Source organism: Haliscomenobacter sp., from assembly GCF_041740695.1.
Taxonomy (GTDB): Bacteria; Bacteroidota; Bacteroidia; order Chitinophagales; family Saprospiraceae; genus Haliscomenobacter.
Map to the genome: position 1 here is coordinate 194,056 of NZ_JBGSLK010000113.1, position 16,579 is coordinate 210,634.

Below are 16,579 nucleotides of genomic sequence, written 5' to 3' on the forward strand. Positions count from 1 at the left end.
CAAAAGGTATTCAGGACTGTGTAAAACTTTTTGTGAGTATATTTAACAAAGGCTCGTGTGTTGTGCAACTTTTTGTATCTTGCGCGCTCTAACTGCCATTACCATATGAAACAGCAGGCTACCACGGAAACCACCCTCCCTACCCCCGACGCCGACAATTGGATCTACATCAAAGGCGCCCGGGGAAACAACCTGAAAAACATCGATTTAAACATTCCTAAGAACCAATTGGTCGTCGTTACCGGGGTTTCGGGCTCGGGCAAGTCCTCCATTACCATGGATACCTTGTACGCTGAAGGGCAGCGTCGCTACGTCGAAAGTTTGTCTTCCTACGCCCGGCAGTTTTTGGGGCGGATGAAAAAACCGGAAATAGATTACATCAAAGGCATTTGTCCTGCCATTGCCATCGAACAAAAGGTCAGTACCAGCAATGCCCGCTCCACGGTGGGTACCCTCACCGAGTTGTATGATTACCTGCGTCTGTTTTATGCTCGCCTGGGCAAAACCTACTCCCCTATTTCCGGCCAAGTCGTCAAAAAACACGAAGTCGCAGATGTCAACGACTACATCCACACTTTTCCGGAAGGTACCCGGGTGCAATTGTTCATCCCCCTACCTTATAAGTACAAAGACCGTTTATTGGAACGAGAATTGAGCCTGCTACTGCAAAAAGGCTACACCCGTTTGCGCAATCAAGGCGAATTGATGGACATCCAGGATTTTTTGGACAGCAAAGACGCCATCCTAAAGTTAAAAATTGAAGAGGTTCCAGAAGACACCCTGTATATCCTCATTGACCGTTTTGCGGTCAGCAGTGAAGAAGACAACATCCGTCGCATTGCCGACTCCATTCAAACCTCCTTTTACGAGAGTGAGGGCGAATGTTGGGTAGATGTAGTGGGTACCGAGGCCATGAAAGGCTTCAACAATCGTTTTGAGCTGGATGGACTGAGCTTTGTTGAACCCACCCCCCAATTGTTCAATTTCAACAATCCCTTTGGTGCCTGCCCTAGTTGTGAAGGGTTTAGTATGGTCATGGGCATTGATGAAAACAAAGTGGTGCCCAACAAGGGACTTTCTGTGTACGAGGGTGCGATTGCCTGCTGGAAAGGTGAAAAGTTGGGGCTATGGTTGGAAGAAGTGTTGGAACATGCCCACAAATACGATTTCCCGGTCCATACGCCTTATCAGGATTTGAGCAAAGAGCAACGCAATATGCTTTGGAAAGGCACCGCTAGTTTCGGGGGCATCCATGCCTTTTTTAAGGAATTGGAGGAAAAATCCTACAAAGTTCAAAACCGGGTCATGCTGGCGCGTTACCGCGGGCGTACCCAATGCCCCACCTGTGAGGGTTCACGCCTGCGCAAAGAAGCCCGCTACATTAAAATTGCTGGTCGGGGCATCCATGAATTAATCGATGAGCCAGTAGATGAACTGTTGCCCTTCTTCCAAAGCGTTGACCTGAGTGAGTTTGATCAAAAAGTAGCCAACCGCTTGATTCAGGAAATCACCTCGCGCTTGCAGTTTATGTGCGACCTGGGGCTGGGTTACCTCAATCTAAATCGGGTTTCAGCCACCCTGAGTGGAGGCGAAACCCAACGCATCAACCTGACCCGTCTCTTGGGGAGCAACCTCACCAGCTCGATGTACATTCTGGACGAGCCCAGTGTTGGCCTGCACCCCCGCGATACCGATCGTTTGGTCAAGGTACTCAAGTCCTTGCGCGACCTGGGCAATACCGTCATCGTGGTGGAACACGAAGAAGACCTGATCAAAAATGCCGATTACCTCATCGACATTGGGCCTGCTGCGGGTATCCACGGAGGCGAGGTGGTTTTTGCCGGGCCTTATGCCGACATTTACACGGATGCGGCCACCAGCTTGACTACCTTATACATGAATGGCACCATGCAGATCCCGGTGCCCGCCTTTCGCCGCAAATCCAGTGATTTTATTTGGGTAAAAGGCGCCCGAGAAAACAACCTGCGCAACATTGATGTGGCCTTTCCACTCCACGCCATGACGGCGGTGAGTGGGGTATCGGGTTCGGGCAAAACCACTTTGGTGAAACAAATCCTTTTCCCGGCCCTCAAAAAAGAATTGGGCGAAGCTACCCCTAAAGCCCCTGGTTTACATTCCGCCATCGAAGGGCCGTTCCAAAAAATCAAGGCGGTGGAAATGGTAAACCAAAGTCCAATCGGCAAATCTTCCCGTTCCAACCCCGTAACCTATGTCAAGGCTTACGATGCCATCCGGGACTTGTTTACCAACCAGCAATTGTCCAAAATCCGGGGCTTCAAACCCAAACATTTCTCTTTCAATGTAGATGGTGGTCGTTGCGACGCTTGTAAAGGTGAGGGTGAACAAATCATCGAAATGCAATTCCTCGCCGATGTGCGCCTGGAATGCGACGTATGTAACGGCAAACGTTTCAAGCCCGAAGTGCTAGAGGTAGAATACAAAGGCAAAAACATCCACCAAATCCTGGAAATGAGCATCGACGAGGCCATGGAGTTTTTTGCCGGGCACAAGGACATCATTACCAAAATCAAACCCCTGCAAGATGTAGGCCTGGGATATGTACACCTGGGGCAATCCTCCAGTACCTTATCCGGCGGTGAAGCCCAAAGGGTGAAGTTGGCCTCGTTTTTGACGCAAGAACATTCCAACCAACACGTTTTATTCATCTTCGATGAGCCTACCACCGGCTTGCATTTTCACGACATCCGCAAGTTGTTGGATGCACTCAATGCGCTGGTAGAAAAAGGACATACCGTAATTGTAGTGGAGCACAACCTGGAAGTGATCAAATCCGCAGATTGGGTCATCGATTTAGGCCCGGATGGTGGCAAAGGTGGTGGGAGTTTGGTTTATCAGGGGGTGCCGGAGGGTTTGACCCAAATTGAAGCATCGTACACTGGGCAATATTTGCACGAGAAACTTCCACACTAAGATTGCAGCGTATTTTTGAATAAGTGACAAGATTTGTTTTCCTCAAAATTAATGCCTACATTGATAGATTAATTTTCTGATTCTCAAAACCAAATACATTCTACAATGAAAAAATTCTTCACTTCCCTATTCCTAGGGCTGGGTCTTCTATTGGCAACCAGCAGCTACGCCGGAATTTCAAATTTGCCTGCGGCAAACGACGCGGCAGTAGCGAATGTAACCGAGGATGCCAAATTGGGCATCGACGATTTAAGAAACCTTTCGGTAAAAGAAATTGAAGCAAAAATTGGTCATGACCTAACCTGGAAGCAAAAGTTGGCCATCAAAGTGCTCAAGAGTAAAGCCACCAAAGCGGAAAGACATCCAGAAAAACCCGCTACCAGCACCAATAACATCATCGGCTTTCTGCTTGGGCTGTTGTTGAGCCTCATTGGGGTGTTGATTACTTATGTGGCTTTTCAGGGCGAAAGAAGTACCATCAAAGCTGCCTGGATTGGATTTGCAGTAGGGTTACTGCTCTATATTTTGGTTCTGGTATAATCGATCCGGTTTAAAACGACCCTAAAGTAGGGATGTGCAGTTGTTGTACATCCCTATTTGTTTATATGGAGAAAATTCCACCTCGTTCCTTACCTTTGTCCCCACAAAACAAAAAACCAAGGCCTGATGAAACTATTGCAGGACAAAGTCGCTCTGATAACCGGGGGTTCCCGTGGAATTGGAGCGGCCATTGTGAAAAGATTTGCGGAACAGGGTGCACATGTTGCCTTTACCTATCGTTCTTCGGCTGCTCAAGCCGAAGCCATCGTCGCCGAATTGGAAGCGCTCGGCGTAAAAGCCAAGGCATATGCCTCTGACGCTGGCAATTTTGCGGAAGCCGAAGCCCTGATCAACTCGGTTGTGGCCGATTTTGGTAAACTGGACATTCTCGTCAACAATGCCGGGATTACTCAGGATACCCTCATGCTCCGCATGACAGAAGAACAATGGGATAAGGTCATCACAACCAACCTCAAATCGGTGTTCAACCTTTCCAAATTCGCACTCCGCCCCATGATGAAAGCGGGAGGTGGTTCCATCATCAATATGGGCTCCATCGTGGGCATCACGGGCAATGCAGGCCAGGCCAATTACGCCGCTTCCAAAGCCGGGATCATCGGTTTTAGCAAGTCACTGGCGAAAGAAATGGGTTCTCGCGCCATTCGTTGCAATACGGTAGCACCTGGTTTCATCGAAACGGATATGACCGAGGCACTGGATGACAAAACCAGAGATGCTTACTTGGCGAACATTCCACTCAAACGTTTCGGGAAAGCCAACGAGGTAGCGGACCTTTGTGTGTTCCTGGGCTCTGATTTGTCTACTTACGTGTCGGGGCAGACGATTTCGGTTTGTGGGGCACTGCATACCTAAATAGGAAGGACGAATTTTTCGAGTGACGAATGACGAATTTGGGGCATTGCACTCAATATTTGTTGGCAAGTGGACATAAATGGAATCCAAGTCTTATGCTTCCGGAAAATCTTAGCTGTGACCGGGTATTCGTCATTCGTCATTCGAAAAATTCGTTACTAATAAAAACTTATGCTGGACCAATCCTTCCTCCAATTATTCACCTCCGAGATCAAACGCCGCCTTTTTGAAGAATCTCAAGTGCGGATAGAATGCTGTTTGTATGAACTCAGCGAAAGCGACATCTGGTGGCGCCCCAATGAGAACTCCAATAGTGTCGGCAATCTGGTGTTGCACCTGTGTGGCAATGCCCGGCAGTGGATTTTGGCGGGTTTGGGTGGCGCAATGGATCAGCGAAGCAGGCAAGCCGAGTTTGATGAGCGCGGTCCAATTTCTCGAGCTGAATTGATCCAGAAGGTGCATGATGTGATGACTGAAATTGATGGCGTGCTCGATCGGTTGACGCCAGATGATTTGGAGCGCCCCATTGTGGTGCAAAGTTTTGATGAAACGGGCCTGAGTATCCTCATCCACGTCGTGGAACATTTTTCGTACCACGTGGGCCAAATGGCTTACATCGTCAAGGCGAGACTGGACAAACAAACGGATTTTTACGGGGGCATCAATTTGGAAAACAACGATACTCATTAGTCCCACAACTGCAAAAAAATTACTTCCTACCTCGAAGTCTGACCTTCAAGTAGGCAATAATATAGCCGCTATCTCCAAAACGGTTTTGGGTATAGCGGCTATAATTTATGGTTTATCGAACCAAATCCGAAACTTTTCTCAGTTTATTCCGGCTGACGCTAAATGTAGAGTTGTAACCATCCATTTGATTTTGAATCAAGCCTGCTTCTTGCATCAGCTTGAGGTGATCGTTAAGAAAATCTGCATCCAATTGTGTGTGGATCAGCAAATCTACCCAGGCCGCTTCGGGCCATTCACGTAAACAGTCCAAAATGGCGGAGGTTTCTGGCTGACATAGTAGCTCCAAAATACCAATGGCCTTACTTACTTTTTCACCCTGGGCGAAAAAGCGGTTTTTAATGCTAGTGTTCATGGTGTGTTTCTGTGTTTCTTACGCAAAGACAATTGTCAAAATAGACGTTAACACTCTTTTACGAATCCACAGCTAAAAGGTTACAAGGAAGGGGAGTTTTTTTTTATAATTTCAGCCATTAAATTAGCTGTGCTTTTTTAACCAAAAAACCATTGAACCATGCCAATCAGAATGGAAGAAGATGACCCCAAAGGCGGGGGAGGACAAAACCCGAATCCAAACAACAACAATCGAGGCGGCGGAGGCGGAATGGGCTGGTTGATTCAGCTCTTGCCTCTGGCCATTTTGTTTTTGTTCAAACGCCCCAAACTCCTGATTCCACTTCTACTGGTGGGAGGTGTTTGGTATTTTTTCCTGGGTGGCCAGGAAATGCTCAGCGGTGGCGGCAGCGACCCCAGCGCGTATGAAGAAATTGAGGACGAAAATGCTCCAGTGCAGTTTTCATTGGGCGCTTCCCTGAGTCCCGAACGTTTTGACAAAGCACAGGTATTTGAACCCCTGGCCTATGGACAAAACGGGCAGTTGAATCGCATTCCCAGCAAAGTTAGCTTGCTACCCTTTGCACCCCGCCGGATGCACCAAGGCGGCCAAGGTTCTTGTGTAGGTTGGGCCAGTGCTTATGCTGCGCGAAGTATCCTGGAAGCTCGGGCGACCGGGCGCAACCCCAATCAGGTGACTTTTAGCCCGGCCTACCTCTACAACCAGATTCACCTGGATGGCTGCCAGGGTGCCTACATGATTGAAGCCATGAAGTCGATGTCACAAAACGGGGCCATGCCTTTCCAATCTTTTGGATACGACGAATCCACTTGTGAAAATTACCCTGACCAAACCGACATTCGCGAAGCCAAACAGTACCGCATCAAAGGTTACAACCGCCTCACGGTAAGCGCAGAAGAACAAGCGCCCGACATTGAGGCCATCAAACAAAACCTGGCTCAAGGGGCTCCTGTCGTCATTGGTATGATGGTGGGCGGAACCTTCATGAGCAACATGATGGGCCGCAAAGTGTGGCAACCTACCCAACGCGACTACAACATGGGCGGCTTTGGTGGCCATGCCATGTGTGTCATTGGCTACGATGACGCATTTGAAGGAGGCGCTTTACAAATCATGAATTCCTGGGGTGAAGATTGGGGTGACCGGGGTATCTTCTGGATCAGCTACGAAGATTTTGAGTATTTCACCAAGGAGGCTTATGGCTTGTACCCCATGGGTTCAGCGCAGGACAAGCAGGTGAATCCTGGTAAACTGGCCGTGGAATTTGGTTTGTACGACAACGACAAACAAGCTGTTATCCCCGTTAAACAAGTGAGCGACGTTGTATTTCGGACCAATAGCACCCTGAGCAAAGGCCAAAAATTCAAAGCCCTGATCGCCAATTCGGTAGATTGTTACGTGTACATCTTTGGCCAGGAAACGGATGGCTCCAGCTATGTGCTGTTTCCGTATACGGACAAACATGATCCCTACTGCGGCATCGTGGGCACCCGCCTATTCCCCAAAGACCACTCAATGGTGCCAGATGCCAAAGGGCAACGGGATTACATCGCCATCGTGATCAGCAAAACCAAACTGGACTACAAGGCGCTGAATAAAGCAATTAATGGGGCTTCAGGCAGTACCTATGCCGATCAACTCAAAGCCGCCCTAGGCAATCAACGGATGCGGACCACCAACTTTAAAGCGGGGAATACGATCGCTTTTGAGGCGGATGTGAAGGATAGTGGTGCGGTTGTAGGTGTTGTGGTGGAAGTGGATAAGAAGTAAAAGAAATATGCCGACGCCAGTTGGGATAGATGTGAGGACTGGCTGGCGTCGGTTGTTTTTATTCTTCACAGGTGTAAAATATCCAGGCAATCTCCTGCAAATAAGTGGGAGGAAAGATCTGGTTACAGAATAAGGCTAAAAGGATAAATTTGATTTTCACAGCCTTATACTTTTTGGGTTAATCAATTTCGTATTGTTTCATACAATCCGTAAATACATGATTAGCAGCAACTAGACGATCAAGAAAAGCGCCAAAACAGGACATAGAGTCCAATAAGTTTGGAGGTGAGTCCAAACAATCAAAGACGTCAACGATGGCGACGGCGACTTCACTTTTCCAGTAACGGTAACAGGGGAGGTCGGGGATTGGGCGAAATAAGTTGTCTCTGGTTAAGGGTTATTTTTTATGCTTTTTAAAGCCCACTTTTGAAAAACTACCATTAAAACTGAAGCAGGGGCCATAAATAAAAACTTATACATCAAGGTAGTTAGGAGAGTCTTGACAGGAATGTCAAAACTAAAATAAGCGACGATAAACGTTAAAGGAATCGCGTAGCCCAAAACCTTAGAGACAAACAATAGATTTTTCATAGTTTTGATTTTTACGGTCTGATAATCAGATTAGTGAAAAAATTACTCTAAAATACTAAGTAAATTACTTAGACCATAATTGCAATTTTAGTCAAAAAGAATTTTGTAAATACTTCCGATTGAGGAATTGTAACAAAACATTTCAGACTAAAACGGCAAAATCATAGTCTAAGTAATTATTTCTAATCAATCACACACTACCATTGGCTGATAACTTCAGAGGCAGAACCAAGAGCCCCTCCAATTAGACCAATGGCTCCAGCTGTAGGCATTCCGCCGAGCAAAGGATTTGGAATAGCTGAAGCTCCACCTGATTCTACGATTGACATTGCTGCCGCACCTACCACACTGATGGCGTCGACTCCAATTATTTTGGCCCAGTTCAGTCGAATTCTTCTCTCTTCAAGCGTTTCTTCTGGGTCAGTCTCAACACCATAGTCATAGTCACCAAACGATTGTTTGGGTTGAATTTTTAGGTATTTAATACCGCCCTCGCCACCTAAAGAAGCTGGGTACCAGAATTTAGCGGAATACTTAGCCACCGAGGTAGAACTTAACAGAATGGTAAGTTCACCATCATTGAGGGTTTGTATACCACTGTTTTCTAGCTTACTTAGCTCTTCTTGTAATGAATTTAGTGGCATCCCTTGGTTGATAGTATTCATCATTTGGTTCAGTAGATGTTTAAGCTCCTTACTAATCTTTAAAGTTTTAATGTATTCAAATGCGTTTACTTTTTTTTGAGCTGTAATCATTAGCTCAACTTCTTCACTCATTTGTTTTCTATTGTTCTCAAAGATGCTATAGTCTCGAGGCAAAAATTCTTTCACCAAACGATGAACATGTTCTGGTATTTCTTTATTCGTTGGTAACTGAGTAGTGTTCTCTAAAACAAATTTTAAAGCCTCGTTGTGCATTTCGCCAATGTAGTTGAACTTTGTCACATCAACTTTCTGCTTACTTTTCAGTGGCTGCAAATCTTTTTCACAGGCAAAAATGAAGGCGATCAAAGATGCCACAGTAAATAACACGATTTTTTTCATAGCTTTAAATCAATAATTTTATTAATCGTCCCTACTTCTTTTCCAGACGGTTTCGGGATCCCCGCCAACGTCCCAGCTCGAATTGCGCACTTCGTCCTGCAACGACAATTTTCAACTCCAAGCAACTTGGTCTTTTGGAAATCAGTCGATTTACATCTTCTCCGATTTCTATTACAAAACTACCACCCTCCCCCACCCCAATCAAGTCACTTTCTCCACTTCTCGACCACCCCAAATTCCCACTTTTAAAACCCCTTTTAGTCTCTGGGAAAGGGCAGCCACATAGGGCTGCCCCAACAGGCCGTCCAAACGTCCCCCAAACTCAAACCCCATTTCCTCTCCTTTTCCAAAAAAAATTCCCAACTTTGCCACCCAGTATGAAACAGATAGCCGTCACAATAACTGCCATAATTTTGCTCTTGGCCAGTGGGTGTAATCAATCTGCCGAGGATTCGAGTACAATCCCGGCCAAAACCCTTTTTTCGACCTTGCCTGCCAGTGTCACTGGCATCGACTTTATCAACCAAATCCAGTATACTGAAGAGTACAACCCATATACCTTTCGCAATTTTTTCAATGGCGGCGGTGTAGGCCTGGGCGACATCAACAATGATGGTCTGGTTGACATATTCTTTTGTGCCAATTTTGAAAGCAATCGCCTGTACCTGAACAAGGGCAATTTCCAGTTTGAAGACATTACCCGCAAAGCCGGGCTTAGTACCAAAAATGTCTGGTCTTCCGGCGTAGCCATGGCCGATGTGAATGGTGATGGCTTGCTGGACATCTATGTTTGTAAATCGGGCAAACCCGGTGGAAACCGCCGCTACAACGAGCTCTTCATCAACAATGGCGACCTGACTTTTACGGAAAAAGCGGCTGAATACAACCTCGCCGATATGGGCCTTTCCTCCCACGCTGCTTTTTTCGACTACGACCGCGACGGAGACCTGGACTGTTACCTGCTCAACAACTCCATGAAATCAGTAGGTGGATACGACCTGGTCAAAGGCCAGCGCAATGTGCGGGACAACAAAGGGGGCAATAAATTGTACCGCAACGACAACAACAAATTCGTAGATGTAAGTGCCGAAGCAGGCATCTACGGCAGCAGGATCGGGTTTGGCCTGGGCGTAACCATTGGCGATGTAAACCGCGATGGCTGGCCAGACATCTATGTGTCCAACGATTTTTTTGAGCGCGACTACCTCTACCTCAACCAAAAAAACGGCACTTTTAAAGAAGACCTGGAAAATTGCATCCAGGAATTGAGCTTTAGTTCCATGGGAGCAGACATGGCCGACGTCAACAACGACGGCTACCCCGAAATCTTTGTGACCGACATGCTTCCCGAAACGGAAGCACGTATGAAAACCAAAACCAACTTTGAAGACTGGAACAAATACCAGCGCAATGTCCTCAATGGTTACCACCGCCAATTCACCCGCAATGTTTTCCAGCGCAACAACGGCGACGGTACCTTTAGCGAAATTGGACGTATGAGCGGGGTTTTTGCCACCGACTGGAGCTGGGGCGCACTAATGACCGACCTCGACAACGATGGCCAAAAAGACATCTTCGTAGCCAATGGCCTCTTGCGCGATTTGACCGATCAGGATTACATCAATTTTTATTCCGACCCTTCCAATGTGCAGGGGCTCATGCAAAAAAAGAAAGGGGTCATCACCAAAATGGTGGATGCCATGCCTTCAGAAGCGGTACCGAACTACGCTTTTGCCAACCAGGGCAATTTTATTTTTCAAAACAAAGCCGCAGAATGGGGCCTGGGCGAGCCCAGTTTTTCCAATGGCTCCGCTTACGGCGACCTGGACAACGATGGGGATTTGGACCTCGTTGTGAACAACATCAACCAACCCGCTTCGATCTTCCGCAACAATGCCGAAGTGCAACGCAAGCAAAAAGCCAATTTCCTCAATCTGGAACTAGAGGGAGAAGGTAAAAACCGCTTTGCCATTGGCGCACAGGTGAGCATTCGCCACCAAGGTCAGACCTTGTTTCAGGAGCTTTTTCCCATGCGTGGCTTCCAATCTTCGGTGGATTATCGACTCAATTTTGGCCTGGGTGCCTGGACTAGCGTGGATACCTTGGTCATTTCCTGGCCCAATGGACGCTACAGTTTGCAGACTCAAGTCAAAACCAATCAACGCCTCAAATTCAAGCAGGCGGATGCAACTTTGGATCAGTTCCCGCTCGCTGAACCCCATTACCAACCTTTTATCTCCAAAGTGGCGGATGCTTTAAGTTTTAAGCATCAGGAAAATGAATTTTCCGACTTCGACCGCGATCGGCTCATTTACCAAATGATGTCTTACGAAGGCCCACGTATGGCCAAAGGGGACATCAACGGCGATGGTTTGGAAGACCTCTTTATCGGTGGAGCGAAGGATCAGGCTGGGGCGATTTTTGTCCAACAAACGGGTGGAAAATTCCGCCGCAGCACCCAACCCGCCCTGGAGGCCGATAAAGTTTCTGAAGACATGGACGCCATCTTTTTTGATGCCGATGGCGATCGCGACCTGGATTTATACGTGTGTAGCGGCGGCTACGAATTTCCCAATAGTTCTACCTCATTAATCGATCGTTTATACTTCAACGATGGGCGCGGCAATTTCACCAAATCCAATCAAATTCTGCCCACCTTCCAGTTTGAAAGCACTTCTTGTGTGGATGCGGCCGATGTGGATGCAGATGGTGATCTGGATTTGTTTGTGGGTGTACGTTTGCGCCCCTTTGAATACGGAGCTCCCGTGAATGGCTACGTGTTGCGCAATGATGGCCAGGGAAATTTCAGCGACGCCACCCAGCAAATCGCTCCTCAACTGCTCAATTCAGGCTTATACACCGATGGGCGCTGGGTCGACATTGATGGCGATCGGGATCCCGACTTGGTTGTTTCTGGCACCTGGATGCCCGTGCGGGTATTCCAGAACAACCGAGGCCAATTGAAAGAAATGACCAAGGAACTGGGTTTGGCTCAAAGTAATGGTTTTTGGACCTGCATTGAACCTGCGGACGTAGATGGCGATGGCGATTTGGATTTGTTGTTGGGTAACCTCGGCAGCAATACCCGACTCAAAGCAGACGCCAAACACCCCCTGAACATGTACGTCAACGACTTTGATGGCAATGGTGCGGTCGAGCAGTTCATCACCATTTTTGAAGGCGAAAAAGCTTATCCTTTTGCTTTGTTGCCTGATGTGGTCAAACAAATCCCTTCGCTGCGCAAAAAATACCTGAAACACGTCCAATACCAAGGGCAAACCATGCAGGATATTTTCCCCGCAGAGGCATTGTCCAGTGCTGTAAAATGGGAAGTGTACACAACTCAAACTTCAGTGGCCATTAACGACGGCAAAGGGAAATTCACATTATTGCCCTTGCCTACTGAAGCGCAAATTTCCTCTACCTATGGCCTAATGGCCGATGATTTGGATCGGGACGGAATAGTAGATATTTTGCTGGCTGGCAATTTTTTTCAGGCCAAACCAGAACTAGGCATCAATGCTGGGAGTTATGGTTTGGTATTGAAGGGATTGGGTAAGGGGAAATTTGCTCCTTTGAACTCCAAACAATCCGGACTTTTGCTCAAGGGCGCAGTTCGGGATGTGGAGTTGGTAAAATCGGGCCAACGCAAAATTTTGGTTGTGGCTAAAAACGATGATTGGGTAGAAACCTTTGTATATTGATCATAAACCAATGTTTTTTGTTGAAAACCTACACAAATCAATAGTTATGAAAAAGCGTGGATTGATGCTTTGGAGTTTGATGTTAGCAGGATCGATGTTGATCATGAGCAGCTGCCAATCCGAATACGACAAGATGCGCCGCCGAGAGCTGGCTAGTGGAGTGCGCCAGGATAGTTTGTTTTTTGGCATTTACATGGGCATGCCCAGCGAGGATTTTTTTGCCCGCTGTCTGTCTTTGAATCGCCAGCGCATTTTGACCAACAATAGCGATGGCCGTCGGGTGCAGTGCTTCATCAAGGGAGAAGACCCGCAGATCATCATGAATTTTTACCCCAATTTTAAAGAAAATCAAATCCGGGAAATGCCCGTGGATTTTCATTATGCCAGTTGGTCGCCCTGGAACAAACAGCTTTGGGCAGAAAAGCTACTCCCCAAAATGGTCACCATTTTGGAACGTTGGTATGGCAAGGGTTTTATCAAAATGGAAGACGAAGAACGTGGGGTCATCTACGTAAAAATTGACGGAAATCGACAAATTGTGATTGGGGCCAAAGACGATCAGTTTGTTAAAGCTAACTTTACCGACCTGACCAATCCAATTGAAGCTGAAGAAATTGAAAACGTTCCGGCCAGACCAAAAACGACTTCGCAAACTGCGCGATAACATGAAACAAATAATCCTTTTGGGCTGCATCCTATTGTTGGGGATGAGCGCGTGTAAAAAAGAATTGCAACAGGCTTCGGAAGTCAAAACCGATACCCTGTTCTCCGAAATGCCTAGTACCGTAACGGGTATAGATTTTGTCAATCAACTGCATTTTGACAACGATTTCAACATCTATACCTACCGCAATTATTACAATGGCGGCGGGGTAGCCCTGGGGGACGTCAACAACGACGGTTTGATTGACATCTATTTTACCGCCAACATGGAAGAGGATCGCCTCTACCTCAACAAAGGCAACTGGCAATTCGAGGATGTTACCCAAAAGGCAGGTGTGAATGGCCGTAAGGCCTGGTCGACTGGTGTGAGTATGGCCGACATCGATGGGGATGGCTGGCTGGATATCTACGTGTGCAATTCTGGCGACATCAAAGGGGACAACCGGGAAAACGAACTCTTTATCAACCAAAAGGACGGCACTTTTAAAGAAATGGCTAAGGCATACGGCGTCGCCGATCCTGGTTATTCCACCCACGCTGCCTTTTTTGATTACGACAAAGACGGCGACCTCGACCTGTATTTGCTGAACAACTCCTTCCAAGCCATTGGCAGTTTCAACTTGCGCAAGCAGGTGCGCAACACCCGTGACCCCTTGGGTGGACACAAGTTTTTCCGCAACGACGGGGAAAAATTTGTCGACATCAGCGAAAAGGCTGGCATTTATGGAAGCATCATTGGTTTTGGCCTGGGCGTAACTGTAGGCGATGTGAACCAAGATGGCTGGCAGGATATTTATGTGTCTAACGATTTTTTTGAGCGCGATTACCTGTACATCAACAACCAGCAGGGTGGCTTTAGCGAAGTATTGGAGCAATCCATGCGCTCCATCAGTGCTGCTTCCATGGGTGCGGATATGGCCGACATCAACAACGATGCACTACCCGATATTTTTGTGACGGATATGCTCCCAGGCACCGATCGGCGGCTCAAAACCAAAACAACATTCGACAACTGGGATCACTACCGCTCCAATGTTGAAAATGGCTATTGGCACCAATTCACCCGCAACATGCTGCAAATCAACAACGGCGACGGCACCTTTAGTGATGTTGGTCGTTTGGCGGGCGTAGAAGCAACCGACTGGAGTTGGGGTGCCTTGTTTATGGACATGGACAACGATGGTTTAAAGGACATTTTTGTGGCCAATGGCATCTATCAGGATTTGACCGATCAGGATTACGTTTCTTTTATTGCCGATGAACAAACCAAACTGTCCATCATTTCCCGGCGTGGGGTGAATTTTAAAGCGCTAGTGGATTCTATTCCAGTGGAGCCCATTCCCAGTTATGCATTCCAAAATAAGGGAGGGCTAAAATTTGAAAACCAGGCCGAAGCTTGGGGATTAGCTAAACCCAGCCACTCCAATGGCTCGGCCTATGGGGATTTGGACAACGATGGCGACCTGGATTTGGTGACCAACAATGTCAACATGACCGCCTTCATTTACCGCAACAACGCTGAAAAAATCCACCGGGATCACCATTACCTCAAGTTTGAATTGAGTGGCCAAGGGAAAAACACCTATGCCCTGGGTACCAAAATCACCCTGAGATACGCTGGTCAGCTACAATACCTAGAGCAAATGCCGATGCGGGGCTTTGAGTCGACGATGGATCCACGCCCGAATTTTGGTTTGGGGAAAATCAAAACCGTAGACACCGTATTGGTCGATTGGCCCAATGGCAAACGGACCCTCTTGACCCAAGTCAAAGCCGACCAAACGTTGAAGCTCAAACAAGCAGAAGCGACACTTTCCACCCCCGCTAAGCCTGTTCCCAGCCCCAAATTGTTCCGCGAACTTAATGTGCTCAATGGGGTGAACTACCGCCACATCGAAAACGACTTTATCGACTTCGACCGCGATCGTTTGTTGTACCTGATGCTGTCCACCGAAGGGCCGAAAATCGCCAAAGGGGATGCCAACGGCGATGGGCGCGAGGATTTTTATGTAGGCGGAGCCAAAGATCAAGCGGGTAAATTGTTTGTACAAAAGCCCGATGGCTCTTTTGTTTCAACCAATGAAGCTTTGTTCCAGGTCGATGCCATCTGCGAAGACCAGGAAGCTTTGTTTTTTGACGCCGACCGCGATGGTGATCAGGATTTGTACGTGTGTAGTGGTGGCAACGAATTTCCCTCCAGTTCCACGGCCTTGATTGACCGTTTGTACCTCAACAACGGCAGTGGCACCTTCAGCAAGTCGCCCCAAATTTTACCTACCTTCCGCTTTGACCCTACTTCCTGTGTAGACGCGGCGGATTACGACCGCGATGGGGATCTCGATCTTTTTGTAGGTGCCCGTTTGGCCCCAATGGTTTACGGCGTGCCCATGAACGGCTATATCCTCAACAATGATGGCAAAGGGAATTTTCGGGACGTCACGCCACAGGTGGCACCCTTTTTGCAAAAAATCGGGATGATCAAAGACGTGCAGTGGACGGATTTTGACGGCGATCAAGACCCCGATTTGATCATCGTGGGGGAATGGATGCCGATAAAACTCCTGCGCAACGATCGAGGTACCTTTACAGACATTAGTGAACAAGCTGGTTTGGCGAATACTCAAGGTTGGTGGAATTGTATCGAATCAGCAGATTTGGATGGCGACGGAGATATGGATTATGTCCTGGGCAATCATGGGTTAAATTCCCGTTTTCGGGGCAATGCCGAGCATCCGGTGGTCATGCAGGTCAATGATTTTGACCAAAATGGAACCGTGGAACAAATTATGAGTGTATTCAGTGGGAAGGATACTTACCCGATGCTTTTGCGCCACGATCTGGTTGGACAAATCCCACAACTCAAAAAGCGCTACCTCAAATACAAGGACTATGCAGAGCAAAAGGTCGAGAACATTTTCACCCCCATGCAACTGCAAAACACCTTGAAGTATGAAGCAAAAGAAATGCATACCTGCGTGCTGATGAATGAGGGGAAGGGCAAATTCAGCTTAAAACCATTGCCCGTAGAAGCCCAACTTTCGCCTAACTTCGGCATAATGATTAAGGATTTTGACGGCGACCAGAAGCTAGACATCATCCTTGGTGGCAACTTTTATGGGGTAAAGCCAGAAATTGGTAGATTTGATGCCAGCTACGGACTCTTTTTGAAGGGTGATGGCAAGGGTGGCTTTTCGCCCATCCCAACCCGCCAATCAGGCTTCCGCTTGGAGGGAGAAGTACGCGATTTTCAAATCATTAAAGTTAAAGGAAAAGAAGTGCTACTCGTAGCCAGGAACAATGAGCCTTTGCAATTGTTTGAATGGAATCCATAACCAAACCGT

The 16,579-nt window shown here is 47.5% G+C and carries 11 protein-coding genes; 8 read left to right on the plus strand and 3 right to left on the minus strand.

Annotated elements, in window-relative coordinates; translation table 11 throughout:
- Positions 1-105: 105 nt before the first annotated feature.
- From uvrA to ACEW9O_RS23245, 4 genes are all read left to right on the plus strand, one after another.
- A complete protein-coding gene (gene uvrA, locus ACEW9O_RS23230; protein WP_373552604.1) occupies positions 106-2,952 on the plus strand; it encodes an excinuclease ABC subunit UvrA in 2,847 nt (948 codons plus the stop codon).
- A gap of 105 nt (positions 2,953-3,057) precedes the next feature.
- The gene (locus ACEW9O_RS23235; RefSeq protein ID WP_373552605.1) at positions 3,058-3,492 is read left to right on the plus strand and encodes a hypothetical protein; all 435 of its coding nucleotides are present in this window, start codon (positions 3,058-3,060) and stop codon (positions 3,490-3,492) included.
- Between the two features lie 126 nt (positions 3,493-3,618).
- A complete protein-coding gene (gene fabG / locus ACEW9O_RS23240) occupies positions 3,619-4,365 on the plus strand; it encodes a 3-oxoacyl-[acyl-carrier-protein] reductase (protein ID WP_373552606.1) in 747 nt (248 codons plus the stop codon).
- Between the two features lie 171 nt (positions 4,366-4,536).
- Positions 4,537-5,055, plus strand: a complete 519-nt coding sequence (locus ACEW9O_RS23245) for a DinB family protein (protein ID WP_373552607.1) — start codon at positions 4,537-4,539, stop codon at positions 5,053-5,055.
- A gap of 112 nt (positions 5,056-5,167) precedes the next feature.
- Here ACEW9O_RS23245 and ACEW9O_RS23250 read toward each other — a convergent pair whose 3' ends face one another.
- Positions 5,168-5,467, minus strand: coding sequence for a hypothetical protein (locus ACEW9O_RS23250; protein WP_373552608.1), 300 nt, complete (start codon positions 5,465-5,467; stop codon positions 5,168-5,170).
- Between the two features lie 159 nt (positions 5,468-5,626).
- On the opposite strand from ACEW9O_RS23250, the gene ACEW9O_RS23255 reads away from it, so the two are divergent.
- Positions 5,627-7,237, plus strand: a complete 1,611-nt coding sequence (locus ACEW9O_RS23255) for a C1 family peptidase (protein WP_373552609.1) — start codon at positions 5,627-5,629, stop codon at positions 7,235-7,237.
- A 390-nt stretch (positions 7,238-7,627) separates the two neighbouring features.
- Here the strand turns inward: ACEW9O_RS23255 and ACEW9O_RS23260 are convergent, their stop codons facing one another.
- Positions 7,628-7,828, minus strand: a complete 201-nt coding sequence (locus tag ACEW9O_RS23260; protein ID WP_373552610.1) for a hypothetical protein — start codon at positions 7,826-7,828, stop codon at positions 7,628-7,630.
- A 197-nt stretch (positions 7,829-8,025) separates the two neighbouring features.
- The gene (locus tag ACEW9O_RS23265; protein ID WP_373552611.1) at positions 8,026-8,871 is read right to left on the minus strand and encodes a hypothetical protein; all 846 of its coding nucleotides are present in this window, start codon (positions 8,869-8,871) and stop codon (positions 8,026-8,028) included.
- 377 nt (positions 8,872-9,248) lie between these two features.
- Here ACEW9O_RS23265 and ACEW9O_RS23270 point away from each other — a divergent pair, with 377 nt between their 5' ends.
- From ACEW9O_RS23270 to ACEW9O_RS23280, 3 genes are read left to right on the plus strand one after another with little or no spacing between them, the layout of a single operon-like run.
- Complete coding sequence (locus ACEW9O_RS23270; protein ID WP_373552612.1) at positions 9,249-12,575, plus strand: VCBS repeat-containing protein; 3,327 nt, start codon at positions 9,249-9,251, stop codon at positions 12,573-12,575.
- A 46-nt stretch (positions 12,576-12,621) separates the two neighbouring features.
- Positions 12,622-13,239, plus strand: coding sequence for a hypothetical protein (locus ACEW9O_RS23275; RefSeq protein ID WP_373552613.1), 618 nt, complete (start codon positions 12,622-12,624; stop codon positions 13,237-13,239).
- Position 13,240: 1 nt separating this feature from the next.
- A complete protein-coding gene (locus tag ACEW9O_RS23280) occupies positions 13,241-16,570 on the plus strand; it encodes a VCBS repeat-containing protein (RefSeq protein ID WP_373552614.1) in 3,330 nt (1,109 codons plus the stop codon).
- Positions 16,571-16,579 lie beyond the last annotated feature (9 nt).

What these genes read in the sequence shown, in the direction of transcription:
- uvrA (WP_373552604.1), top strand. Translation starts at nt 106, where the DNA reads ATGAAACAGCAGGCTACCACGGAAACCACCCTCCCTACCCCCGACGCC.
- ACEW9O_RS23235 (WP_373552605.1), top strand. Translation starts at nt 3,058, where the DNA reads ATGAAAAAATTCTTCACTTCCCTATTCCTAGGGCTGGGTCTTCTATTG.
- fabG (WP_373552606.1), top strand. Translation starts at nt 3,619, where the DNA reads ATGAAACTATTGCAGGACAAAGTCGCTCTGATAACCGGGGGTTCCCGT.
- ACEW9O_RS23245 (WP_373552607.1), top strand. Translation starts at nt 4,537, where the DNA reads ATGCTGGACCAATCCTTCCTCCAATTATTCACCTCCGAGATCAAACGC.
- ACEW9O_RS23250 (WP_373552608.1), bottom strand. Translation starts at nt 5,467, where the DNA reads ATGAACACTAGCATTAAAAACCGCTTTTTCGCCCAGGGTGAAAAAGTA.
- ACEW9O_RS23255 (WP_373552609.1), top strand. Translation starts at nt 5,627, where the DNA reads ATGCCAATCAGAATGGAAGAAGATGACCCCAAAGGCGGGGGAGGACAA.
- ACEW9O_RS23260 (WP_373552610.1), bottom strand. Translation starts at nt 7,828, where the DNA reads ATGAAAAATCTATTGTTTGTCTCTAAGGTTTTGGGCTACGCGATTCCT.
- ACEW9O_RS23265 (WP_373552611.1), bottom strand. Translation starts at nt 8,871, where the DNA reads ATGAAAAAAATCGTGTTATTTACTGTGGCATCTTTGATCGCCTTCATT.
- ACEW9O_RS23270 (WP_373552612.1), top strand. Translation starts at nt 9,249, where the DNA reads ATGAAACAGATAGCCGTCACAATAACTGCCATAATTTTGCTCTTGGCC.
- ACEW9O_RS23275 (WP_373552613.1), top strand. Translation starts at nt 12,622, where the DNA reads ATGAAAAAGCGTGGATTGATGCTTTGGAGTTTGATGTTAGCAGGATCG.
- ACEW9O_RS23280 (WP_373552614.1), top strand. Translation starts at nt 13,241, where the DNA reads ATGAAACAAATAATCCTTTTGGGCTGCATCCTATTGTTGGGGATGAGC.